Annotated in this window: 22 protein-coding genes and 1 pseudogene; 12 read left to right on the top strand and 11 right to left on the bottom strand. The window is 71.4% G+C overall.

Features of this window, described 5'->3' with window-relative positions:
* Positions 1–76 precede the first annotated feature (76 nt).
* From OG485_RS38675 to OG485_RS38665, 3 genes are read left to right on the top strand one after another with little or no spacing between them, the layout of a single operon-like run.
* Positions 77–1,753 carry an FAD-dependent oxidoreductase gene (locus tag OG485_RS38675; protein ID WP_328673267.1) on the top strand — a complete coding sequence of 559 codons (1,677 nt, stop codon included), beginning with the start codon at positions 77–79 and terminating at the stop codon, positions 1,751–1,753.
* On the top strand, positions 1,750–3,204 hold the full coding sequence (locus OG485_RS38670; RefSeq protein WP_328673266.1) for an ATP-binding protein: 1,455 nt from the start codon (positions 1,750–1,752) through the stop codon (positions 3,202–3,204). Before OG485_RS38675 ends, OG485_RS38670 begins: the two co-directional genes overlap by 4 nt.
* Positions 3,201–3,551 (top strand): UBP-type zinc finger domain-containing protein, encoded by a 351-nt coding sequence (locus tag OG485_RS38665; protein WP_328673265.1) that lies wholly within the window; start codon positions 3,201–3,203, stop codon positions 3,549–3,551. Before OG485_RS38670 ends, OG485_RS38665 begins: the two co-directional genes overlap by 4 nt.
* Before the next feature lie 63 nt (positions 3,552–3,614).
* Here OG485_RS38665 and OG485_RS38660 read toward each other — a convergent pair whose 3' ends face one another.
* Positions 3,615–4,106, bottom strand: coding sequence for a VOC family protein (locus OG485_RS38660; RefSeq protein ID WP_328673264.1), 492 nt, complete (start codon positions 4,104–4,106; stop codon positions 3,615–3,617).
* A gap of 134 nt (positions 4,107–4,240) precedes the next feature.
* Here OG485_RS38660 and OG485_RS38655 point away from each other — a divergent pair, with 134 nt between their 5' ends.
* Positions 4,241–4,456: a hypothetical protein gene (locus OG485_RS38655; RefSeq protein ID WP_326783881.1), complete on the top strand. Its 216-nt coding sequence runs from the start codon at positions 4,241–4,243 to the stop codon at positions 4,454–4,456.
* 27 nt (positions 4,457–4,483) lie between these two features.
* On the opposite strand, the gene OG485_RS38650 is transcribed toward OG485_RS38655, so the two are convergent.
* Together OG485_RS38650 and OG485_RS38645 are read right to left on the bottom strand one after the other, a co-directional pair.
* Positions 4,484–4,951, bottom strand: a complete 468-nt coding sequence (locus OG485_RS38650; protein WP_328673263.1) for a hypothetical protein — start codon at positions 4,949–4,951, stop codon at positions 4,484–4,486.
* A gap of 117 nt (positions 4,952–5,068) precedes the next feature.
* Positions 5,069–6,562 (bottom strand): serine hydrolase domain-containing protein, encoded by a 1,494-nt coding sequence (locus tag OG485_RS38645; protein ID WP_328673262.1) that lies wholly within the window; start codon positions 6,560–6,562, stop codon positions 5,069–5,071.
* A gap of 386 nt (positions 6,563–6,948) precedes the next feature.
* On the opposite strand from OG485_RS38645, the gene OG485_RS38640 reads away from it, so the two are divergent.
* Positions 6,949–8,595 carry a protein kinase domain-containing protein gene (locus OG485_RS38640; RefSeq protein ID WP_328673261.1) on the top strand — a complete coding sequence of 549 codons (1,647 nt, stop codon included), beginning with the start codon at positions 6,949–6,951 and terminating at the stop codon, positions 8,593–8,595.
* Positions 8,596–8,620: 25 nt separating this feature from the next.
* On the opposite strand, the gene tgmB is transcribed toward OG485_RS38640, so the two are convergent.
* Both tgmB and tgmA read right to left on the bottom strand, forming a co-directional pair.
* Positions 8,621–9,574 (bottom strand): ATP-grasp ribosomal peptide maturase, encoded by a 954-nt coding sequence (tgmB, locus tag OG485_RS38635; protein WP_328673260.1) that lies wholly within the window; start codon positions 9,572–9,574, stop codon positions 8,621–8,623.
* Between the two features lie 14 nt (positions 9,575–9,588).
* Entirely contained in the window at positions 9,589–9,780 is a 192-nt protein-coding gene (gene tgmA, locus OG485_RS38630; RefSeq protein ID WP_151467140.1) for a putative ATP-grasp-modified RiPP, read from the bottom strand.
* Between the two features lie 252 nt (positions 9,781–10,032).
* On the opposite strand from tgmA, the gene OG485_RS38625 reads away from it, so the two are divergent.
* The 3 genes and pseudogenes from OG485_RS38625 (at position 10,033) to OG485_RS38615 (ending at position 12,027) form a co-directional block, all read left to right on the top strand.
* The gene (locus OG485_RS38625; protein ID WP_443048858.1) at positions 10,033–11,061 is read left to right on the top strand and encodes a hypothetical protein; all 1,029 of its coding nucleotides are present in this window, start codon (positions 10,033–10,035) and stop codon (positions 11,059–11,061) included.
* A 123-nt stretch (positions 11,062–11,184) separates the two neighbouring features.
* Positions 11,185–11,369 (top strand): annotated as a pseudogene (locus tag OG485_RS38620) (IS630 family transposase); the annotation flags it as partial.
* Positions 11,370–11,685: 316 nt separating this feature from the next.
* Positions 11,686–12,027, top strand: coding sequence for an FtsX-like permease family protein (locus OG485_RS38615; RefSeq protein WP_328673259.1), 342 nt, complete (start codon positions 11,686–11,688; stop codon positions 12,025–12,027).
* Between the two features lie 19 nt (positions 12,028–12,046).
* On the opposite strand, the gene OG485_RS38610 is transcribed toward OG485_RS38615, so the two are convergent.
* Positions 12,047–13,198, bottom strand: coding sequence for an FAD-dependent oxidoreductase (locus tag OG485_RS38610; protein WP_328673258.1), 1,152 nt, complete (start codon positions 13,196–13,198; stop codon positions 12,047–12,049).
* 91 nt (positions 13,199–13,289) lie between these two features.
* A complete protein-coding gene (locus tag OG485_RS38605; protein WP_328673257.1) occupies positions 13,290–14,024 on the bottom strand; it encodes a TetR/AcrR family transcriptional regulator in 735 nt (244 codons plus the stop codon).
* A 304-nt stretch (positions 14,025–14,328) separates the two neighbouring features.
* Between OG485_RS38605 and OG485_RS38600 the strand changes: the two genes are divergently transcribed.
* Complete coding sequence (locus OG485_RS38600; RefSeq protein WP_328674813.1) at positions 14,329–14,907, top strand: DUF2238 domain-containing protein; 579 nt, start codon at positions 14,329–14,331, stop codon at positions 14,905–14,907.
* A 132-nt stretch (positions 14,908–15,039) separates the two neighbouring features.
* Here OG485_RS38600 and OG485_RS38595 read toward each other — a convergent pair whose 3' ends face one another.
* A complete protein-coding gene (locus OG485_RS38595) occupies positions 15,040–16,023 on the bottom strand; it encodes an aldo/keto reductase (RefSeq protein WP_326783889.1) in 984 nt (327 codons plus the stop codon).
* A 259-nt stretch (positions 16,024–16,282) separates the two neighbouring features.
* Here OG485_RS38595 and OG485_RS38590 point away from each other — a divergent pair, with 259 nt between their 5' ends.
* Complete coding sequence (locus OG485_RS38590) at positions 16,283–18,106, top strand: glycoside hydrolase family 15 protein (protein WP_328674812.1); 1,824 nt, start codon at positions 16,283–16,285, stop codon at positions 18,104–18,106.
* 18 nt (positions 18,107–18,124) lie between these two features.
* Here OG485_RS38590 and OG485_RS38585 read toward each other — a convergent pair whose 3' ends face one another.
* Together OG485_RS38585 and OG485_RS38580 are read right to left on the bottom strand one after the other, a co-directional pair.
* Entirely contained in the window at positions 18,125–18,559 is a 435-nt protein-coding gene (locus OG485_RS38585) for a DUF7144 family membrane protein (protein ID WP_328673256.1), read from the bottom strand.
* Positions 18,560–18,679: 120 nt separating this feature from the next.
* Positions 18,680–20,458 carry a cation:proton antiporter gene (locus tag OG485_RS38580; RefSeq protein ID WP_328673255.1) on the bottom strand — a complete coding sequence of 593 codons (1,779 nt, stop codon included), beginning with the start codon at positions 20,456–20,458 and terminating at the stop codon, positions 18,680–18,682.
* A gap of 819 nt (positions 20,459–21,277) precedes the next feature.
* On the opposite strand from OG485_RS38580, the gene OG485_RS38575 reads away from it, so the two are divergent.
* Positions 21,278–21,493, top strand: a complete 216-nt coding sequence (locus tag OG485_RS38575; RefSeq protein WP_328673254.1) for a DUF6243 family protein — start codon at positions 21,278–21,280, stop codon at positions 21,491–21,493.
* Positions 21,494–21,643: 150 nt separating this feature from the next.
* On the opposite strand, the gene OG485_RS38570 is transcribed toward OG485_RS38575, so the two are convergent.
* Positions 21,644–23,041 (bottom strand): FAD-dependent oxidoreductase, encoded by a 1,398-nt coding sequence (locus OG485_RS38570; protein WP_328673253.1) that lies wholly within the window; start codon positions 23,039–23,041, stop codon positions 21,644–21,646.
* Between the two features lie 52 nt (positions 23,042–23,093).
* Here OG485_RS38570 and OG485_RS38565 point away from each other — a divergent pair, with 52 nt between their 5' ends.
* Complete coding sequence (locus OG485_RS38565) at positions 23,094–23,336, top strand: hypothetical protein (RefSeq protein ID WP_328673252.1); 243 nt, start codon at positions 23,094–23,096, stop codon at positions 23,334–23,336.
* Positions 23,337–23,501: the final 165 nt, after the last annotated feature.

Below are 23,501 nucleotides of genomic sequence, written 5' to 3'. Positions count from 1 at the left end.
GGCTCTGTACCGGCCCCGCAGCGCCCCGGCGTCCGCTCGGCCGGAACGCAACTGACCTGCTCGGGGTGGGAGAGGTATGACCCAGGCCGCCAGTCCGGCGCGGACCGTCATTCTGACCGTCGACGACGACCCCGGGGTCTCGCGAGCCGTCGCCCGTGACCTCCGGCGCCGCTACGGCGAGGGGCACCGGATCGTGCGCGCGGAGTCCGGGGACGCCGCGCTGGAGGCCCTGCGCGAGCTGAAGCTGCGCGGTGACCAGGTGGCGGTGATCCTCGCCGACTACCGCATGCCGCAGATGAACGGCATCGAGTTCCTGGAGCAGGCCCTCGACGTGTACCCCGGCGCACGCCGGGTGCTGCTGACCGCGTACGCGGACACCAACGCGGCCATCGACGCGATCAACGTGATCGACCTCGACCACTACCTGCTCAAGCCCTGGGATCCGCCGGAGGAGAAGCTCTATCCGGTCGTCGACGACCTCCTGGACGCCTGGCGGGCCAGCGACTACCGGCCCGTGGGTGCCTGCAAGGTGGTCGGGCACCGCTGGTCGGCCCGCTCCTCGGGCGTGCGGGAGTTCCTGGCCCGCAACCAGGTGCCGTACCGGTGGTACTCGTCCGACACCCCCGAGGGGCAGCGGCTGCTGAGCGCCGCCGGGCAGGACGGCGACCGGCTGCCGCTGGTGGTCACCCCGGACGGCACCCCGCTCGTCGAGCCCGAGGATCCGGAGATCGCGGCGCACGTGGGACTCGCCACGACGCCCACCTCGGAGTTCTACGACCTCGTCGTGATCGGCGGGGGACCGGCCGGACTCGGCGCCGCTGTGTACGGGGCGTCCGAGGGGCTGCGCACCGTACTCGTGGAACGCTCCGCGACCGGCGGACAGGCGGGCCAGAGTTCACGGATCGAGAACTATCTCGGCTTCCCCGACGGCGTCTCCGGGGGACAGCTCACCGACCGGGCGCGGCGGCAGGCGGCCAAGTTCGGCGCCGAGATCCTCACCGCGCGGGAGGTGACCGGACTGGAGGTCACCGGGGCCTCGCGCACCATCCGTTTCTCCGACGGCTCCGCGATCTCCGCGCACGCGGTGATCCTCGCGACCGGAGTGTCGTACCGCCAGCTCCAGGCGCCCGGTCTGGCCGAGCTGACGGGCTGCGGCGTCTTCTACGGCTCGGCGCTGACCGAGGCCGCCGCCTGCCAGGGCCACGACGTGTACATCGTGGGCGGCGCGAACTCGGCCGGCCAGGCGGCGATGTATCTGGCCCGGGGCGCCAAGTCCGTCACCATCCTGGTGCGCGGTTCCTCGCTGTCCGCCTCGATGTCGCACTACCTGATCCAGCAGATCTCCGACGCGCCGAACATCTCGGTGCGCACCGGAACGGTCGTGGAGTCCGCGCACGGCGACGGCCATCTGGAGCAGCTCACCCTGCGCGATGTGGCGAGCGGCCACACCGAACTCGTCGACGCGCAGTGGATGTTCGTGTTCATCGGCGCGGCCCCGCTCACCGACTGGCTGGAGGGCACGGTCCTGCGGGACGCCCGCGGATTCATCGTGGCGGGCCCGGACATGACACCCGACGGGCAGCCGCCCCGCGGCTGGGAGCTCGACCGGCCTCCGTACCACCTGGAAACCAATGTGCCCGGCGTGTTCGTGGCCGGGGACGCCCGCGCCGAGTCGGCGAAGCGGGTCGCGTCCGCGGTCGGAGAGGGAGCCATGGCCGTCATGCTCGTCCACCGTTATCTGGAGCAGTCGTGAGCGGGCGGCCGGTGCCGTGCGACGCGGCCGAACTGAGCACCCTGTTCCTGTTCGAGAAGCTCGACAGCGACCAGTTGGACCGGCTGTGCCGGGAGGGCCGGACCGAGCAGTTCGACCCCGGGCCGGTCTACACCGAGGGTGATCCGGCCACCTGCTTCTACGTGCTCCTCGAAGGCACGCTCGTGATGTCGCGCAGGGTCGGCGCGGATGACGTGGAGATCAACCGGACCTCGCAGCGCGGGGTGTACGCGGGCGCGATGCAGGCGTATCTCAGCGATCCGGGCGACGCGCAGTACAAGGGGTCCGTGCGGGTCACCGAGCCGTCACGGTTCTTCGTGCTGCCCGCGGCGACGTTCGCCGCCATCCTGCGGGACTGGTTCCCGATGGCCGTCCATCTGCTGGAGGGCATGTTCTTCGGCAGCCAGAACGCCCAGCGCACCGTCGGGCAGCGCGAGCGGCTGCTGGCGCTCGGCTCGCTGTCGGCGGGGCTCACGCACGAGCTCAACAACCCTGCCGCGGCGGCCGTGCGGGCCACCTCCTCGCTGCGTGACCGGGTGGCGCACATGCGGCAGAAGCTGGGGATGATCGCCGCGGGACCGTACGCGCGCGACGCTCTGGAGACGCTGGTCGAGATCCAGGAACGGACCGCCGAGCAGGTCGCCAAGGCCACCCCGCTGAGCCCGCTGGAGGCCTCCGACCGGGAGGACGCGCTGGCCGACTGGTTCGACGACCACGACATCGCGGACGGCTGGCAGCTCGCCCCGACGTTCGTGCAGGCGGGTCTCGACACGGACTGGCTGGACCAGGTCGCGGCGGCCGTGGACGGGCCGACCCTCGAAGGCGCGGTCCGGTGGCTGAACTACACGGTCGAGACCGAGCTGCTGATGAACGAGATCGAGGACTCCACCACCCGTATCTCGCATCTCGTGGACGCGGCCAAGCAGTACTCGCAGATGGACCGCGCGCCCTACCAGGTCGCCGACGTGCACGACCTGCTCGACAGCACCCTGATGATGCTCGCCGGCAAGATGGGCTCCGGCATCAAGGTCGTCAAGGAGTACGACCGTGCGCTGCCCCGGATCCCCGCCTATCCGGGCGAGCTGAACCAGGTGTGGACGAACCTCATCGACAACGCCGCCTCCGCGATGGCCGGCGAGGGGACACTGACGGTGCGGACCGCGCCCGACGGCGACCACGTGCTCGTCGAGTTCCGTGACACGGGTCCCGGAGTGCCCGAGGAGATCCGCGACCGGATCTTCGACCCGTTCTTCACCACCAAGCCGGTGGGCGAGGGGACCGGTCTCGGCCTGGACATCTCCTGGCGGATCGTCGTCAACAAGCATCACGGCAGTCTGCTGGTGCAGTCCGTGCCCGGGGACACCCGCTTCCAGGTGCGCCTGCCCCTGACCGCCGCGGAAACCGCCGCGGAATCCTCCGAGGAGCCGTCATGACCACGCCGAACGGAATCGACCCCTCCGCACCGCCGAGCGGAACCGGCTGCACCGAGTGCGACGCCGTCGGCGGATGGTGGTTCCATCTGCGGCGCTGCGCCCAGTGCGGTCACATCGGCTGCTGCGACGACTCCCCGGCCAAACACGCCACCGCGCACGCGCGCGGCACCGGGCATCCGGTCATCCAGAGCTTCGAACCGGGCGAGAACTGGTTCTGGGACTACGACACCTCGGAGCTCTACGAGTCCGGTCCCGACCTCGCTCCCCCGGTGAGCCACCCGCTCGACCAGCCCGCACCCGGCCCCGCTGGGCGTGTTCCGGACAACTGGGCCGAGACCCTGCGCTGAGCCGCTGAGCCCGGGGCCGCAGCCCCTGGCTCCGGCCCTGGCCCCGGCCCCCGCCCTGGGGGCTCAGAGGACCTTGTTGCCGTACATCTCGCCGAGCGGATCGGCGAGGAGTTCGATCCGGGCGCCGTCGGGGTCGCGGAAGTAGATCGACACACCGCTCTCCTCCATGTACTCCACCCCGGCGGCGTCGAGCCGGTCGCGCAGGTCGCGCCAGGTGGCGGGGTCGACCGAGATGGCGAGGTGGTGCAGTCCGCCGAGCACCTCCGCGTAGGGCCCTACGTCGAGGCCGGGGAAGTCGAAGAAGGCGAGCAGGTTGCCGTTGCCGAGATCGAAGAAGAAGTGGGTCGAGCCCTTGTAGTCCCGGTTCTCGATCATCTCGGTCAGGGGGAAACCCAGGACGCCCTGGTAGAACCGTACGGTCCGCTCCACGTCCGCGGAGAGCAGCGCGACATGGTGCACGCCGCGGGCCGTGCTCCGCGCCCTCTCCGGATTCAGATGGGCGTCCCTGATCCGCTGACGCTCCGCTTCGATCGCCGCCAGGTCCGTCGCGCCCATCGAAAGCTCCTCACCGAGAACCGGTACCGCATTCAGTACCGAATACAACCACTTCCCCACCGTACGGCGACCGGTGTTCGCCCGTGTCCGTCCGCCGGGATGCGCGGCGCGGCCGGAAGGACGATCCTGGATACATGTCCGGACGCGCTCCTTTGGTTGTGCATCCGGCCCTGGATACCAGTGGCCGTGAGGTGACCGCGCGGGGCGAGGACCTCGGCGTGGCGTTCTCGGACGAGGATCTTCTGGAGTTCCTCGGCCGGGCGGGACTACCGGACGCGGAGGATCTGCTGGACGATCCCGCGTGGGTGAAGTGGCGCGGAGGCCAGGCGCACTTCTACGGGACCGGATAGGTCTCCCGATTCCGTGGGTGGCCGGGTCTACTCGCCGGCCGGCGGTGCCAGGACGGCGAGTGTCCCGTTGGCCTGGCGCAGCGCCAGTTCCAGGGAGACCACGGGGTGCAGGACGCCCGTCCCGTCCGGCGGCACGATCCACTCCAGCGGTCCCGCCGAACGGTACGGCGGCGGTACGGCGACCCACGATCCCCTGCCGAGGTGGCGGAGCCCCGAACCCTCCCACCGGCTCTCGGGGTCGGGCGGCAGGAAGAATCCCACGCGCTGCGCCGCGCAGTCGACCAGCGTGGGCCCCGGTACCTGGACCGGGTCGGACCACAGGATGTCGAGGGCGAGCAGGCCGAGCTGTTCGGGCACGCTCAGCACGTCCCAGTAGCGCCCGGCCTCCAGAAGCACACCACCGCTCCCCTGGTCCCACTGGCGTTTGCACGCCCTCGGATTCATGGCGGCCGCCGCCAGCCACTCCACGCTCCGCGTCCACATCAGGTTCGTCATGCATCACCCCGGAGTCGGCTCCGGTTCCCTCGGCTCGGCAGGGCACGCGGGAGGCGTGGGCGGAAGAGCCCGCGTCCGCCCGTCAGGACCTCGGCATATGCATGGTGGTGGATATCTCTACGTGGCGGAAGGGGTGGCGAGCCGTGGCGTTTCCCGGGTACCGGTTGACGGCTGTCGCGACGGCGCCCGGAGGGACTCCAGGGAGCGGATGTGGAGCGGGGTCGTGTGCCAGCGGGCGGTGAAGGTGCGGCCGGCAAGGACGCACTCCACGGTCAGCCGGTGCGGGGTCTCCAGGAAGAGCACGTCGACGCGCAGGGTGCCCGGGGCGGTCCAGCCGCCGCTCACCGCCAGCGGCGTCGGGCCGGGACCGACGCTCCAGCCGGTTCCTCCGAGCCGCAGCTCGAGTCGCCGGTCCCCCTCGGCCAGGGTGACGCGGGCGCCCTGGTCGTCCTCGGCGACGGTCACGCCCGTCAGTGTCCGCTGGGCCGTGCAGACGCCTCCCTCGGGAACGAACCCCGCCCGCGACCAGACGCCCCGGGGCTCCACGGGCCCGGCCGCGGCCTCGACGGGCGGCAGGGCGAGCCGGGCGAGCCGTCGGCGCAGCGCCTCGTCGCGCTCGCCCGCGGCCGGCAGCGGTGCCGTCCCGAACGCGGGCAGCAGATGCCGCCACATCAGGTCCAGCAGTTCCTGCATCCGGTCGGTCGCCGCGGTCGTCGCGATCACGGCGTCGTGTTCGGGCAGTACGACGCAGAACTGTCCGAACGCCCCGTCGCCGCGGTATCCGTGCCGTCCCCGCCAGAACTGGAGTCCGTAGCCCTGCTGCCAGTCCGACCGGGCGCCCTCGGGGGTACCGTCCGCGGTCGCGACGTGCGCGCGGGTCGCCTCCGCGATCCAGGAGGCCGGCAAGAGCCGCCGCCCCTCCCAGACGCCCTCGTCCAGATAGAGCTGGCCGAGCCGGGCGACGGCGTCGGTCGCGGCGTGCAGCCCGCTGAAGCCGATCTCCCGGCCGGCCCGGTTGCGGGTCCAGTCGGTCTCACCGATGCCCAGCGGGTCGAACAGGCGGGGCCTCAGGTAGCCGGTCAGCGACAGACCGGTCACGCGCTGGAGGATCGTGGCGAGCGTGTAGGTGGCGGACTGGTTGTACGCGAAGACGGTGCCGGGGTCGCGGTCCGGCGGGATCAGCAGGAAGCCGCGTACCGTCTCGGTCCGGTCGAGCCGGAGCGCGTCGGCCCAGGTCTCGGTGAGATGGCCGCTGGCCATGGCCGCGACGTGCCGGACGAGCATCGCGCGGCTGCGCGGACCGGTGATGTCGGCCGCGAACTCGGGGAAGTACGAGATCACGGGCCGGTCGAGGTCCAACAGGCCCTCGGCCACGGCGAATCCGGCGGCCGTGGAGGTGAAACTCTTGCTGAGCGAGTAGAGGAGCTGGAGACGATCCGGCGTGTACGGCGCCCACCAGCCGGAGGCGACGAGGTGCCCGTGGCGCAGGATCATCAGGCTGTGCGGTTCGATGTCCGGGTCGGCCTCGACGGCGTCGAGGAACGCGGTGATGCCCGAGGCGTCGACTCCCTGCTCGGCGGGCGGGCTCTGGGGCAGCGGTCGGACACTCATACGGACGGCCTCCGGACGGCTCGGGCGGCGGGCGACGACTGGACACGACGGTCGGGGAGCATTGCGTGCATCTGGCATCTTTCCCGGGCGGCCCGCCGGTGTCCATGTCCCGACGGCACCGGCACTCACCAGTTCCAAGCCACGCTTCAACTCCGTCTACTTAAAGGCGAGTTGGCGTTCGGTGCGCACTTCGGAGCACGGTCCCGGCCAAACGTCCGGTCGGTGAAACGGTGGGAAACAGGGGCCTGAACTGTTCGTACGGGCGCGCGACGGCCGGACGTCCGGGTAAAAACACTCATCTCCAGCCGTCTCCCGTTGAACACTCTTCGTCACATCCCGCGTACTTCTGGGAAAGACGAATGTCCGGTACACGACGAAGGATGACGATGGCCAAGGCGCATGACTCCGCGGGCGAGTTGATCGCCGGGAGATACCGGCTGCTCGACGTGTTCCTGCGCGAGGAGGGCCAGGTCCTGTGGCACGGCGAGGACACCGCCTTCGGACGGCCCGTCGTCCTGACCCGGTCGCGTGCCGCCGGACAAGGAGGCGAGGGGACGCCGGAGCCCGCCGCCGACCGGATCCTGCGTACGGCCGAGATCCTCGGGCCGGCCTGTCACGGAGGGGTGGCCGCGGTCCTCGACGTGGTCGAGGAGCCGGGCTTCCTGTGGACCGTCACGGAGCGGCCTCCGGGTGCCCCGCTGTCCGAACTCCTCCTGCACGGTCCCGTCGATCATGTGCGGGCTGCCGGAATCGGGCTCGGGGTCCTCGATGTCCTCACCGCCGCGCACGGCGAGGGAGTCGTGCACCGCGAACTCGGCCCGAGCCAGGTGTGGTCCGACGAGCACGGCACGGTCACCGTGACCGGGTTCGGCCTGACGGCGTCCGCCGACGCGCCCCGCGTCACCGCTCCCTCGTATGCCTCCCCCGAACAGGCCCGCGGCGAGGGCGGCGCACCCGCGGCCGATCTCTGGGCGCTGGGCGCGATGATGTACGCGCTGGTCGAGGGGCGGCCGGCCGTACGGGACCGGGGCGAGGCGGAGGCCACGCTCCGGGCGGTGGACCGGCTGCCGGTCAGGGCCCCGCGCGGCGCGGGCCCGCTCGCTCCCGCCATCCTGGGCCTGCTGCGCTGGGACCCCGTGGAGCGGGTGCCCGAGGCTGTCGTGCGGGAGTCGCTGACGCGCATCCTCCGGCAGAACTTCGAGGAGGTCACGCCGCCGGAGCCGCTGCCCGATCTCCTCGATCCCGCCGGGGACCACCGCGACGGGCGTGCGGAGGGCGAGGGCAAGGGGCATCCGGGGCGCAGCCGCGGAGGCCTGCCCGTGGGCCGGCCGGTTCTGCTGGGCACGGCCCTCGCCGTCACGGTCGCCGGTGCCCTGGTGTTCGCCTCGATGGGCGGACCGCCGGACGGGGACGACACCTCCGCGTCCGGCCCGGCGGCGTCCCGGACTGCCACGCGCGCGCCGTCCGCGGCCCCCACCGGTGCCGGCGCGCCCGCCGGCCGGGAGACGCCCACGGCGTCCGCGAAGCCGTCCCCCTCCCCCTCCCCCTCGGCCACCGCCGGCGCGAACCTGCCGTCCGGCTTCTCCCTCTACCGGGCGCCCCAGGGCTTCGCCGTCGCCCTGCCGTCGGGCTGGAAACCCGTGGAGACACAGTCCTCCGACGATCTCGCCTACCGGGTGACGTTCGGGGCGAGCGGCGATCCGCGCACCCTGGCCGTCACCTACAGCACCCAGCTCGGGCCGGACCCGGTCGCCGTCTGGAGCGACCTGGAACCGTCCCTGCGCGCCGTGTCCACCGGATACGAACGGGTGGGCGCCATCCGGCCGGTGACCTATCGCGGCATGAAGGGCGCCGACATGGAGTGGTACTCCGTGTCCCAGGGCGTACGAGTGCGCACCCTCGGCCGCGGTTTCCTCATCGGCGGACACCGGGGCTTCTCGCTGCGCTGGACGACCCCGGCGGACGACTGGGACACCGCCGCCAACCGGCAGGCGCTGAAAGCCTTCCTCGACTCCTTCCGGACCGGCACGTAGTGCGGCTCGTCACCGAGCTCTCATGTCAGTGTCCTTCCGGAATACGGAGGCCGGACCTTCGCTGCGCCAGCCACACGGCGACCTCGTCGGCGATGGGCTGTCCGGTCTCCAGTTCGATGAAGCCGAACTGGCCTCCCTGGTTGCACTCCAGGAACCACCAGATGCCGTCCGCGTCCTCGGCGAAGTCGAAGGCCGCGTAGGCGAGTCCGGTGAAGGCCAGGTAGTCGTGGACCGAACGGGCGATGCGGTGGGGCACCGGCGTGGGTTCCCAGCCGTTGTCCGCCTCGCCGAACCGGCCGTCGACCTGACCGGGCTCGGCGGCCTTGCGGGCGGCGAACAGCCGGGTGCCGATGCCGGTGAGCCGGATGTCGGCACGTCGGGGAATGTAGCGCTGGAGCAGGGCGGGACCGGCCGCCACGCCGGAGAAGTCCGTACCGGGTCCGACCAGCGTGGTGGGCAGGGCCGCCGGAGGCTCACCCGGCGGCGGCCCCGAGGCCGACTTCACCACCACGTCCCCGTGCTCCTCCACGAACTGCTGTGCCACCCGGGGAGCGGTCGTGATGACGGTGGGCGGCACGGCGAACCCGCTGCTGTGCGCCACCCTGAGCTGCCAGGGCTTGTGCCGGGCCTGGTCGGCACGGCGCGGGTGGTTCATCCAGCGGGTCGAGGCGGAGTAGAGCATGCCGAACAGGGCCTGCCTGGTCTCGGCGGTGAGCCACGCGGAGGGTTCCGCGGCATGGGCCGCGGGCTCGCCCGGCCTGCGCACCCACACGGAACGCAGGCCTCCCATGCTGAGCACATGGCCGTTGACCGACAGATAGCCGTCGAAGTCACCGTGGGCGTAGTCGGCCGACAGCACCGCCTTGCCGGGCACGTCGGCGGGATCGAGGCGCACCATGGGCACACCGCGCTCATGCAGTCTGGCCACCACCATGTCGGCGGTGACGTCCTGTTCGGCCGTGAGTATGAGAACCGTCATGCGCGCGGCATCCGTCAGTCGTCGAAGTGCGTCTGAGAACCGGCCGTCGAGGTCGTGGTGCCGGCCGCCATCAGCAGCGCGCGGTCACTGACGGCCGGACGGCCGTCGGGCAGCACGTTCAGTTGCAGGGACACGTCGAAGTGGTACGGGGGTACAGCGGCCGACTGCCCTGAGGGCCGGGCGTAGTTGAGAGTGAACGGTCGCACGAAAGATCCTCCCGCGGTCGCGCGATGGCCAATACACACCCGTACGTGACACAGCCGTAAGGAATTCATCACTTTCTGCCACATCGGGGTGAAGGTCATCACATCGCGTCGTTTCTGGCTTGCACATTTCGGATTTACTGGGGTGTCCGCTGCGGTCGCGGTCTCCGCGTGTCTCCTTGGTTCCACGCAGACCTTAGGCCATAGCTTCATCCTCCGTGACATCAACGCCCCACCACCCCAGGAGAGTTCCCGGTGACCGCAGCCATCACCTCGTCAGAAGACGGCGCCACGCAGACCGGGGTTCCCGGCCTCATCGAGCGCGACGCGCATGACTTCGGCGCCTACGCGCGGAACGGCGGCTGGGCCTTCGCACTGAAGGTGGCGCGCAGTGTCCGTCCGGGCGGACAGTCCGCCGAGGACACGCAGAAGGTGTCCGCGAAGGAGTTCGCGGAGCTGGCCGGCTGCTCGCCCGAGCGGGTCATGCGCTACTACAAGGCCTGGGACAGGGCCGCCGACGACGGCCTGGTCCCCCATTTCGAGGCCCTGCTGCCCGGCGCGGACGTCGAACTGCCGGACGGGGACGCCTGGTCGGCCTACTACACCGCGCGCTCCAGCGCCTCTTCGGAGCGCGGCGCCGCCATCACCGAGGCCGCCGAGGCCGAGGGCATCCGTCCCACCAAGGCCCTGGAGGTGGCCGAGAACCCGACCGCGCTGCGGGCCGCGATCCTCGCCGACCCCTCCACGGCGAAGGCGGCGCGGGCCGCACTCCTCGACCGGGTGAAGGAAGACCCGGCGCTCCAGACCGAGTTGGCCCGCGACATCGCCCGCACGGACGAGCTGAAGAAGGCGGTGGCCATCGAGAACAGGGCGGCCGACCGCATCGGCTACGTGCGCCAGATCGCGGAGAAGGGCCAGATCAGGACGCCGGCCGGACAGACGCTTGACGCTCCGGCGGAGCTGCGCTCCGAGGCCGAACGGCATCTGTCCCTCCTCGACGAGCTCGACGAGGGCGAGGACGCGGGAGAGTGGGCCACCGAGGCGTACGACACCATGAAGAACCTCGTCGTCGAGACGGTGGAGGCAGACCCCGAACTGCGCGTCCAGGAACGCCGGACGAAGTTCTACAGCAGCCTTCAGAAGGCCACGAAGGTGTTCGAGGAGCTGACCTTCGACGACGCCGACGACATCTACGAGGACGACATGGTGCAGCGCCTGGAGGAGCTCCAGCAGGCGATCGGGACGGCCATCGCGGCACTGCGCGGGGCGGCCGGCCGGGAGTGAGCGGGCCAAGTGGCCGTGCGGGAACGGGCGTTCCCGCACGGCCGCGCGTCACCGCGGAAGCCCGCCGGGAGCGGCGGCTCCCCTGACGAGCTGTCATATCGACGCCTCCGTACGTCAGTGCGTCTCGGGGCCTGGATCGTCTTCGAGGACGAGGCCGGGTTCGCGATGATGCCGCCACGAGCGCGCACCTGGGACGGCGCGGACAGGCTCCCGTGGTCACGGTGCGGGGACGGTCCCGGCGCCGGATCTCCATCGCCGCGATGTGCCGCCACCGGCCCGGTGAACGGTCCCGGCCGATCTACCGGCCCCACTCCCCCACACGGACCAGTGGTGCGGCGGTGGGGACGCTTCATCCCGTCCGTCCCCTGCCGCGGGGGCGGGGCGTCACGCGTAGTACGCGGTTCGGGCCACGTCTCGCCCCAGGGCGGCGGATGCCTGTACGGACGTCCTGCGCCGCGGCCTCTTCCGGTGCCGCCAGGGCCTTCGGTCTCACCACCGTCCCGGCCGGCCGTACGCACCCCAACGCCTGCACCGCCGTGGTGATCAGCCTGCTCATGGACCGAACGCCCGGTCTGTCCGAGGTTCCGCGCGAGCACAACCCGCACTGCCTTCCGCGTCGCGCTGGTGGCACTGTCCACGCTCAACACCGTGCTCCTCGGCTGGAGCACCGCGGTGCAGGCCCGGCGCGCCCTGTCCATCGCCCGTACCCTCGGTGCCACCCCCGGCCAGGTCGTCACGGCACTCTGTGTCGCACAACTCCTGCCTGCCGTGCCCGGAGTGGCGGCGGGCATGCCGGTCGGGCTCGGCCTGTACTGGCTCTTCGGCACGCAGGTCATGCCCCCGGGACCGTGGCTGCTCACCGCCGCGCTCGCCATCCTGCTGGCCATCGCGATGCTGACCGTGCTCCCCGCATGGGCCCACACCCGCAAGCCCGCAGGGCCGGTCCTCAACGCCGAAACCGCATGACGGGTCCCTTCGACGAACTTCAGTCGGACTCGCCCCGGTACTGGTTCATCAGGTCGACCAGGCTCTGCGGCGCGTCCGGGCCGAAGCAGACGGCGAGGTTCGCGGCTGACTCGGTCGCCGCGTTCTCGGAGCGCGGGAAGAGCGCCTCCTCGTACACGGTGAGGGCCTTCTCGGTGTCGCCGGGATGGGCGATGAGCGCGGCGGCCAGTTCGGCGCCGTCGAGCATCGCGAGGTTGGCGCCCTCACCGGCGAAGGGGGACATCAGATGGGCGGCGTCACCGAGCAGGGTGACGCCGGGGACGCGCTCCCAGCGCAGACCGGGCGGCAGGGCGTGGATCGGCCGGGCGACGAGTTCGCCGTCAGCCTCGGCGATGAGGGAGCGCAGGCTCTCGTCCCAGCCGTCGAAGTGCTCCAGGAGGCTCCGCCTGGCCGTCTCGGCGTCGGTGAAGTCGACGGCGCCGGACACCGCCCAGTCGGCGGGCGCGCGCAGGGCCGCGTACACGTGCAGGGAGCCGTCCGGGTCACGGTGGCCCAGCAGGCCCTTCTCCTCGCCCAGCGCGAACAGGACGCCTCCTCCCACGACCTCCGCACCCCGCGGATGACGGGTGTCGGCGTCGAGCAGGTGCATCTCGACGAAGGAGAGGCCGGAGTAGACCGGGGTGGCCTCCGTGACCAGTGGCCGCACCCGCGACCAGGCGCCGTCGGCGCCGATCAGCACGTCGGTGGTGAAGGTGCCTCCGTCGGCGAGGGTCACCTCGTGCCGGCCGTCCCCGAGCGGCCGGGCCGCGGTGACCTTGGAGCCCCAGCGGACGCGGCCCTCGGGCAGCGAGCCGAGCAGGAGGTCGCGCAGGGCACCCCGGGAGACCTCCGGACGCGACTCGTTCTCGCCGGTGTCCTCCATCCGGACGGTGGCGTGCCGGTCGAGGATGCGCATGGCCTCGCCGCCGGCGTGGATGAGCGCGCGGAACCCGTCGTGGAGACCCGCGGCGCGGAGCGCGGCCTGGCCCCCGTCCTCGTGCAGGTCGAGCATGCCGCCCTGGGGCCGGGCCGCCGGTGAGGCGTCCAGGTCGTGGACCACGGCCTCGACGCCGTTCAGATGCAGGACGCGGGCGAGCGTGAGGCCGCCCAGGCCTGCGCCGATCACGGTGATGGGGTGGTGGGTGTTCGTCATGGCGGAGTCTCCTCGGTACATCGATACAGGGGTGTCCGTCGGCTCCCGGTGACGGCGCCGCCGGGTGGTGGCGGCCGTCACCGGGGGACGCTCACGGCGTGTCGGGTGATGCGGTCGCGGTCGGCGCACCGGGCGGGTCGGGGAGAGCGGTGCGCAGGACGCCGTTGATCAGGACGTGGAAGCCCCAGTCCAGGCGGGCCTCGCCCGGACCGGAGAGCAGGTCGGCGGCCCGCTCGGCGATGTGCGGGTGCCGCTCGCGGGAGGCACCGCGGACCGCCGAGTCCAGCGCCGCCCACTCGCCCTCGGTCTCGGTCGCCCCCTTGTCCCCCGCGGCGTGTTCCGCCGCGGTGGCGGTGGCGAACTGGAGCAGCAGGTCGATCGCCCACGCCGCCCGGTCGCCGGGGACACCGCCCCCGTCGAGCAGGGACAGCAGCGCCTCGACCAGGTCCAGGTAGCGCTCGCCGGACGGGCGGGCCACCAGGGCCGAGCGGGCGAGCCCCGGGTGCTCGAACAGCACGGCCGTGTACGAGGTGAGGATCCGCACGAGCCGGTCGCGCCAGTCGCCGTCCGCCCGCGCCGGGCCCAGGTCGACTCCCCCGAGCAGGTCGTCGAGCACGGCCGCGTGCAGTTCGGCGGTATTGCGCACATAGACGTAGAGCGAGGCCGGTCCGGTGTCGAGTTCCTGCGCCAGGCGGCGCATGGTGACGCGCTGAAGTCCTTCGGCGCGCATCAGCGCCACGGCGGTGCCGACGATGCCGTCCCTGGTCAGGGCCGGCTTGGCCGGGCGCTCGCGGCGGCTGGGGCGGGGGGCGGGTTGTCCTGTCACTCCTTCACGATAACGAACATGTTCGTTGCGAACAAGTACGTCACGAACATGTTCGTCACCTCACGGATGTGTACCCGGGTCACAGGCGCGGGTCACCACGGGTGCGTACCCGGGTCACAGGCGCGGGTGAGTACCCGTACTCATGCCACCCTCCCCGGCGCTCCACCACCATGGGGCCACCTGGACGAAGGAGCCCGTCATGCCCGGATCAGCCCTCGCGCCGCCCGGCCCGCACCCCGCCTTCCCCGAGCACGCCCGGCGCAAGGCCCTCCCGGCCGTGCTCCTGGCGGTGGTCGTGACGGGTATGGCGCTCTCCGCGTGGCACGCGCGCGACCCGATGACCTGGCTGCTGGAGACCGTGTGGGTGCTCGTGGGGCTGCCGCTGGTGGTACTCGGCCGGCGGCGGTTCCCGCTGACGAACCTGCTGTACTGCCTTCTCGCGGCGCACGCGCTGGTGCTCGCGGTGGGCGGCCATTACACCTACGCGCAGGTGCCGTTGGGCGACTGGGCGCGCGACACGTTCGGGCTCGACCGCAATCCGTACGACCGGTTCGGACATCTCATGCAGGGCTTCGTGCCGGCCGTCCTGGTGCGGGAGCTGCTCAGCAGGACGTCACCGCTGCGCGGCAGCCGGTGGCTGGCGCCCCTGACCGTGTGCGCGTGTCTCGCCTTCAGCGCCCTCTTCGAGATGTTCGAGTGGGCGGCCGCGGTGATCGGCGGGCACGGCGCGGACGCCTTTCTGGCGACCCAGGGCGATGTGTGGGACACCCAGTGGGACATGTTCTGCGCGCTGATCGGCGCGACCGTCTCGGTGCTGGTGCTCGGCCGGGTGCACGACCGCCAGCTCGACGCGCTCGCGGCGGCGCGGCCCTCCGGGGGCTGAGACGCGGGAACGGATTGCAGGATCGTGTGGCACCCGACGGCACGGGACCCGGTGACGCCGGACGGTGCGGGACCCGGTGGCACGGGGCTCCAGGGAACCTGGTGCGGTACGACCGCGGGTCCCGCGTCGGTGTCACCAGCGGCTCTCCACCTGCTCCTTGATCCGCCGCTCGTAGAGCTCGTCGATGGCGTCCAGCGTCGCCCGGGACAGTTCCGGCAGCTTCGCGGCCTCCGCGTTGGCGCGGGCCTGTTCGGGCGACCGGGCTCCCGGAATGACGGTGGTGACGCCGGGCTGGGCGACGATCCACCGCAGGGCCAGCTGGGCCGGCGTGTACCCCTCGGGGGCGAGGGCGGAGAACTCGGCCGCCGCCTCCACGCCCGTCGCGAAGTCGACCCCGGAGAAGGTCTCGCCCTGGTCGAAGGCCTCGCCGTGGCGGTTGTACGTCCGGTGGTCGTCGGCGGCGAAGACCGTGTCCTTCGTGTACTTGCCGGAGAGCAGCCCGGAGGCCAGCGGGACCCGCGCGATGATGCCGACGCCCGCCTCCCGGGCCGCCGGCAGAACCTGGCGCAGGGGCTTCATACGGAAGGCGTTGAGGATGATCTGGACGCTCGCCACGTTCGGGCGGGCGATGGCGGCCAGTGCCTCGTCGCACGTCTCGACGCTCACCCCGTACGCCGCGATCCGCTCCTCCTCGACCATGGTGTCGAGGGCGTCGTACACCGCGTCCGAGGAGTACACGGGTGTCGGCGGGCAGTGGAGCTGCACCAGGTCGAGGCGGTCGACCCCGAGGTTGCGGCGGGAACGGTCGTTCCAGGCACGGAAGTTGTCGAGGACGTAGTTCTCCGGGATCTGGTCGACACGGCGGCCCATCTTGGTGGCGACCATGACGTGCATGTCCGGCCGGCCGCGCAGGAAGCCGGCGATGGTCTCCTCGCTCCGCCCGTCGCCGTACACATCGGCGGTGTCGAAGAAGGTCACCCCCGTCTCCGCCGCCGTCTCCAGCACGGCCAGGGCGTCCTTCTCGCTCACCTCGCCCCAGTCGGCCCCCAGTTGCCAGGTGCCCAGACCGATGACGGAAGCATGCTGGCCGGACCTGTCGAATGCGCGCTCGTCCATGGCGCCAGTCTGTCACCTCCCCCGGACCGGACCGGACGTCCCCGCTCCGCGCGTCCTCGCGCGACGCCGGAGCCGTCGAAGGCCGGCGGATCGCGCGCCGAGCGGGCCGGTACCCGTCCGCGCGATGCGTCCGTTGAACGCCATACCGACAGGTCCTGACGGGTCGCGTCACCGCCCGTGTCGCGGACCTCGTCCAGGGCGGACAAGCACACATGACCGGCATGTCGGATAGTGAAGATGCCTGGATCCTCGAGATTGGATCACCATGGACCGCTATCCGCCCATCGCCGACCACGGCCTGGTGGGGGATCTCCAGTGCTCCGCTCTGGTCTCCGCCAAGGGCGTCGTGGACTGGTTCGCCGCCCCGCGCTTCGACTCCCCCAGCATCTTCGCCGCGCTGCTCGACCACGACCGCGGCGGCTTCTTCCGGTTGGCGCCCTCCGGCCCGAAGGGCACCTGGAAGCAGCTCTACTACCCGGACACGGCGGTGCTCGTGACCCGGTTCATGTCACCCGACGGGGTGGGCGAGGTCCTCGACTGGATGCCGCCCGACCGCTCCGGGACCGCTTCCGCCCGGCACCGCCTCGTCCGTACCGTGCGGACGGTGCGGGGAACGATGGAGTTCGCCCTGGAGTGCCGTCCGCGCTTCGACTACGGGCGGGCCGGTCACGAACTCACCGTCGGTCCCGACGGCGCCGCGTTCCGCGGCCCGGGGATCAGCGCGTTCCTCCAGAGCACCTTCCCCCTGGAGCGGGACGGCCGGGACGTCCGCAGCACGGTCACCCTGAAGGCCGGCGAGACGGCGGCGGCCGTGTTCACGGTGGACGGTCCGGACGCCACGGCACCGCCGCCGCCCACCGTGCCAAAGACCGAGGAGAACCTGGCGCGGACCCTCGACTTCTGGCAGGACTGGGTACGGAACTCCAGGTACCGGGGCCGCTGGCCCGACATGGTGCACCGCTCCGCGATCACCCTCAAGCTCCTCACCTACGCGCCCACCGGCGCCCCGGTCGCGGCGGCCACCATGGGACTGCCGGAACAGATCGGCGGCGAACGCAACTGGGACTACCGCTACACCTGGGTACGGGACGGGTCCCTGTCCCTGCGCGCCCTGATCGACCTCGGGTTCGCCGAGGAGGCGACGGCGTTCACCCACTGGCTGCGCGAACGGCTGGTGGAACGCCTGGACCAGGAAGGCGAAGCGCTCCAGATCATGTACCGCGTGGACGGCACGCCCCTGCTGGGCGAGGAGATCCTGGACCACTTCGAGGGCTACCGCGGCTCCTCCCCCGTACGGGTCGGCAACGCCGCCTCCGGCCAGCTCCAGCTCGACATCTACGGCGAGGCCCTCTACGGCATCTCGGAGGGGCGTGAGCTCGTAGTCCAGGCCGACTACGCGGGCTGGAAGGCCGTCTCCCGCACCCTGGACTGGCTCGCCGACAACTGGGACCGCCCGGACGAGGGCATCTGGGAGACCCGCGGCGGACGCAAGGACTTCACGTACAGCCGCGTGATGTGCTGGGCCGCGTTCAACCGCGGTCTGCGGCTGGCCCACGACTGGAGCCGGCCGGCGGACACCGCGCTGTGGACCCGGGCGCGGGACACGATCCTGGAGCAGGTGATGGACCGCGGCTGGAACGAGCGGGAGAAGGCGTACGTCCAGCACTACGACGGCGGCGTCCTGGACGCTTCGCTCCTGCTCATCCCCCGGGTCGGCTTCCTGGGCGCGAAGGACCCGACCTGGCTGTCGACGCTCGACGCGATGGGCCGGACGCTGGTCTCCGACAGCCTCGTCTACCGCTACGACCCCGCCGCCTCCCCGGACGGCCTGCGCGGCTCGGAGGGCACCTTCAGTCTGTGCACCTTCCTGTACGTCGACGCGCTGGCCCGCTCCGGCAGGCTGGCCGAGGCGCGCTACACGTTCGAGAAGATGCATACGTACGCCAACCACGTCGGGCTCTTCGCGGAGGAGGTGGGCCCCAGCGGCGAGCAACTGGGCAACTTCCCCCAGGCGTTCACCCATCTGTCGCTGATCATGGCCGCCACCACGCTCGACGAGTCACTCGACCGGCAACGCGGCTGAACGAAGACGCCGGACCGGCTACACCCGCGCCCCGTGCACATGCTTCGGCTCGGCCAGCAGGCCGTAGATGACCAGCAGGGACACGAGCATCGTGAACACCGACCACCACGGGTAGACCGGCAGGAAGATCATCTGCGCGATCAGGCTGAACGCGGCGAGGCCGATGGCCCCCAGCCGCGCCCCTCTGGAACCCACGAGCACACCGAGACTCAGCACGGCCATGACGATGCCGATGGCGACGAAGATCCAGCCCCAGGCCGTGTAGTTGAGGATCAGCAACCGGTTGCCCTGGGAGTACACCTTCGAGTAGTAGCCGTGGTTGAAGATCGCCACGAAGCCGGTGAGGAGGTTGAACAGGGCGCTGACCATCAGCAGGATTCCGGCGAAGGCCACCCAGTGCGAACGCTCCATCGGCGGTACGAGGTCGTCTGGCTCAGAAGCTTGTCGCTGCATGGGAACCATGAGATCCATCCGGCGGGCGGACCGCAATCCGCACTGGACCGTTGGTGTCGGAGGGGCCGGGCAGCTCGCCAAACCGCGCCGGGACGCCGGCCAGGGCCGGACGGGGCGCCGTCAGTCCGCCCGCACCGGGTCCCGTGTACGGGCGGGACCGAGCAGGATCGCGGTGTCCCGGGCCTCCGGCACCGGGGTGCGGGTGTCGGTGACCGGATCCAGCCGGCCGTCGGGACGCACGAGGAACAGCAGCGCGTGTCCGTCCGGGATACCGTTCCCGGCCGGGCCGGAGACGATCCGGGCGCCGCCCTCGTAGCGACGGGCCAGTTCCGGTCTGCTCAGTCCGGCCCCGAACAGGGTGTCCCCGGTCGTGTAGGGGGCCACCACGCCATGGCTCAGGCCGGGCGGCCCCAGCCGGTGCACGAACCCGTCCACCGCGCCGCGCAGGGTCTCCGAGGCCAGCGCGTTGAAGTCGTCCTCCTCGGTGAGCAGCAGAACGCCGGTGATGCCTTCGAGCTCGGCTCCCTCGCCGGTGGCCGCTGCCAGCAGCTCACCCGGCGCCAGGTGCAGTCCGGCGCCCCGGATCAGGTCGCGCTGCTCCTCCCGTCCGGCCCACATCAGCACGTCCAGGCCGGCGGAGCGCAGCGCGCGGCCCAGGTCGATCGCCCAGGGGTCGCCGCCCACGAGCAGTGGGCGGGCCCGGGCCGGGCGCAGCACGCCGAGGCGCCGGGCCACGGGGTGCGCGCTCAGCCCGTACAGCGTCACCGTGGCGACGATCACCAGGAAGGTGGCGGGCAGGATCTTCTGGGCGCCCCCGACGTGGTCGGCGACGAGAGTGGCGGAGAAGGTCGAGGCGGTGGACGCGGCGACGATTCCGCGCGGTGCCATCCAGCCGAGGAACGCTCGCTCGCCGCGGGTCAGGTCCGTGCGCACGGTCGACAGCAGCGCGACCAGTGGTCTGACCGCCAGGACCAGGGCGGCGACGAGAGCGAGCGTGGGCAGGATGATGTGCCGCAGGGACGCCGGGGTGACCGTGGCCGAGATCGAGATGAACAGCAGCCCGATGATCAGCGAGACCAGGGTCTCCAGAAAGGGGCGGCGCGCCGGGAGGGAGACGCCCGGCAGATTGGCGAGGGCCATCCCCATCACGACCGCGGCGATGAGCCCGGTGTCGTCCCGGATCGCGTCGCAGAGGGCCGCCATACCCACCGCGGCGGCGAGCTGCGCCGTCGTCCCCAGCACCTCGCCCAGGTGCAGCCGGCCGAGGAGGAACCACAGCACGGCGGCGCCCACCGCGCCTCCGATCAGTCCGACGGCCGCACTCGCCGCGAACTGACCGATCTTGCCGGGCAGACCGTTGCTGTCGTCGGCGACGACCGCGTGGAACACGAGCGCGCCGAGGATGCCGCCGACCGGGTCGATCAGCGACCCCTCCCAGATCAGGATGCGCTGGATCCGCTCGGTCGGCCGCACGAAGTGGAGCAGTGGGCCGACGACGGTGGGCCCCGAGACGACGAGGATCACGCCGAGCATGACCGCCGAACTCTTCGACATGCCCAGCAGCGGCACCGCGAGAACGGCGGCGACCCCCCAGGTGATCAGGACGCCCATCCAGATCAGTCGTGCCACGACACGGTGCATGTGTCCGTGCAGCCTGCTGATGTCCAGGCCGAGCCCGGCTTCGTAGAGGATCACCGCGACGGCGAGCGAGACCATCGGGGAGAAGGCGTCCCCGAGCAGTTTGTCGGGATTGACGATGTCGGTCAGCGCGCCCGCGGTGAAGCCGACCGGCAGCAGGACGATCAGGGCGGGGATCCGCAGCCGGCTCGCCACGATCTGGGATCCGACGGCCAGGACGGCGATCAGGCCGAGGCCCTGGAGGATCTGATTCTCCGTCACGGCTGCCTCCCTGCCGGTCGTCGGGGACCGGAGGGTGTCGTCCCGTCCTGGGCATGGCCGCTCGGGACGGCGCCGGTGCCTTCGGCCGCGGACGGGCCCGTCGGCGGCGGACGGGCCGGCTCCGGGCTCGGCGGTCCCCCACCGAGCCAATCACTCCCGCCGGAGGCCGGCGACGGCGGACTCGCCGCGCTCGGCCGTTGGAAGTAGCCGGGTCCCTCGGGCGGAGCAGCCGTCCGGCTCCGGCGCACCGCCGAGAGACGGCGCCGGCCGGGACCCTGAGGCCGTCGCGGAACACGCACGGCGCCCCGGAGGTGCTCCGGGGCGCTGTTCCGCGGCAGCCGCTTCCCTTGCCGCAGGACACGAACCGGCGGTGCCGGTCGGCGCGGTGGCCGGTGGATTTCCGTGTCTCTCCAGGACAGGAGTCACCGACCCGGAACCAGAGTGCCCTGAGAGGCGGGTGAGGCGGGTGTGATTCGCCACCATGTCATCACCTTGTAAGGAACCCCACACGGGGAACGCCGGCCCGGAGCCGGCGCCCGAGAGCACCAGAACGACGGCAAACCGCATCGGACGGCCTGGCGGACAGCCGGGTGGAAAGGAAACGGCCGGCCCCGGGCGCTCGCCGAACGCCCGGCCTACGCCGGGGCGGCGAAAGGTTGGTGTGCGGGGCCGACGGAACCGGGTAACGTCTTTGTCATGTTCTTCCAGACCCGATGTACGAGTGAGAGCGTGATGGACCCCCGCTGACGTCCTTCGACGGCGCCGCCCGTCCCCACCGCTGAATCCGTAGATCACTTCACATCATTACCGGGAGAACCCGTGACCGTGAGCAAGAACATCAACAACCCCGTGGGCATGGGCGGCGGCAAACGCAAGAAGCTGTCCCGCGCCGAACGGCAGAACAACGGTCCGCACCGCAACCTCGACCGCAAGGCCGCGGCCGACCAGAAGGCGGAGCTGGTGCGCAAGATGCGCGAGAAGGCGGCCGCAGCCGAGGGCGCCGGGCAGGCCGGCGACAACACCGCACAGAGCTGACGCTCCGCCGCCGTCGCCTTTGAGGGCGGCAGTCGCGCAGAAGCCTGGTCCGTCCGTCCTTCCGCCGCCGCCCTCAGCAGCTCTTCCACACCGCTCGGCCAGGGCTCGTCCCCAGCCGAGCGGTACGTCCGCGCTTCCGCCGCAGGCCGTTCAGCCGGCAGCCGAAACGTACGACTCGAAGAAGGCGCGTTCCTCGACGGTGAGTGGCGGCCCCTCCAGCGAGGGCAGGACGGGCCCTGCCAGCGTTGCGAGCAGGAGTGAGGGGTGCACCAGCCAGATCGCGTCCTTCCGCAGTGTGGTCACGTCGCACATGGCGGAGGACACCTGGTAGGAGGTGATGGCCACTCTCGTCATGCGGCGCACGTACCGGGTGAGGGCGCGCTCGGCGAAGTTGGGCGGATTTCCCTCCACGTCAGGGAAATGCCTGTCCTGAGACGTACTCATCGCCCAGGCGGCCTCTACCGGCTTCGCCGCGGCCCGCTGGACACGGCGCGCGAGCCCGGGGGCGCCGGCGCCGTCTCGCTGTACTTCCTCTTGAAGCGCCTTCGCTCCCAGCGCAGCCACGGACATGCCCTGGCCGTACACCGGGTTGTACGTGGCGACGGCGTCGCCCAGGACGATGAATGCCTCGGGCCAGATGCGGGCCTTCTCGAAGTAGCGGCGGCCATTTCGCGTGCCCCGGCTCAGGACGACGTCCGTGAGAGGCTCGGCTCCGGCAATGAGCTCGCCCACGATGGGGTGCCGCAGGCTGAGGGCGAACCGCGTGAAGTCCTCAGCGCTGGAGGTGGGCTCGCCGCCCCGTGTCCCACCCAGGCTGACGAGCCACTCGTCGTTCTCGATGGGTACGAGGTTCGCGGAACGGCCAGGTTCTCCGGAGAAGGGATCCGCGTTCACCTGCGTCAGGGGCCAGTCCTCGGCGCCCTTGGGGATGCGATAGCGCCGGCTGGCGTACACGAGCCCGGAGTCGACAACGGATTCCGTGACATCCGTTATGCCGAGATCCTTGAGCCAGTGCACGGCCCGGGACCCACGCCCGCTCACGTCCACGATCAGATCCGCGGACAGATCGCTCTCCTGGCCGTCCTCGTCGCGCAGTCGTACCCCCGTGACCCGTGCCGAGCTCCCCAGCAGTCCCACAACCTGCGTTGTGCGAACCGCGATGTTGTCCTCCTCCAGAACGGCCTCGCGGACCGTCCAGTCCAGCAGGTCCCGGCTGCAGGCGGTCAGCGGGTGACTGTCGCGCCCCCAGCGGCGGAACCATCCCTCGGTGCCGAACGTGAGGAGCGAGGTGGCAGACGAAACACGGGCGCCGGCAGCAGCGAGACGGCTGCCGATGCCCGCGCCCGGTATCAGCGACTCGATCGCATCACGGCCGCTGGGCAGCAGGATGTGGGCGTGTCGGCTCTGCGGGATGCCCTTGCGCGGCCCTGGCCCCTCCGGCAGCGGATAGCGCTCGAGGACGGTCACTTCCTCGACCCTCTGAGACAGGGCCGAGGCTGCCAGCATGCCGGCCAAGCCACCGCCGATGACGACTGCAGTACGCGACATGCTGCTCCTCAAGCCTCAATGACCGGGCGGGACTTCACCGTACGCTCGCGCCTTGTACCGACGACTTCAGATCAAGAAGAAGGCCGGAACTCCCCTGCACACGCCCGTTGTCGGATGGTGCAGCCATCGCGCCGCAGCAGGAGCGGCGGCCCGCCACGACGACCGGGCCCGCACATCGACGCACCTGCTGCCCACCGCGGGGCATCACTCCGGCACGGACGAGTCCGAAGGGGTGGGCGGGTGGTCGGTCGCTCCACGTAAGGCGTCCGTTCGCGTGACAGCGTGGCTCGTGTGAACGAGGACGAGGAGGCCGAAAGGGCACGGAAGGCTCGCACCCGGAGGACCCGACGCGCTGGTCGCCGGGAAGGCATCGACTCGCCGGCCGCCTCGACGACCAGGTCCGCCAACGCGCGTACCGGGAAGCGCCGGCAGCCGGCTCAGCAGCAGCCGAGGCCATCGG

The sequence above is a fragment of the Streptomyces sp. NBC_00328 genome (assembly GCF_036139655.1).
GTDB lineage: Bacteria > Actinomycetota > Actinomycetes > Streptomycetales > Streptomycetaceae > Streptomyces.
Note: the sequence above shows the minus strand (reverse complement) of the source record. Positions and strands in the feature narration are given on the sequence as shown.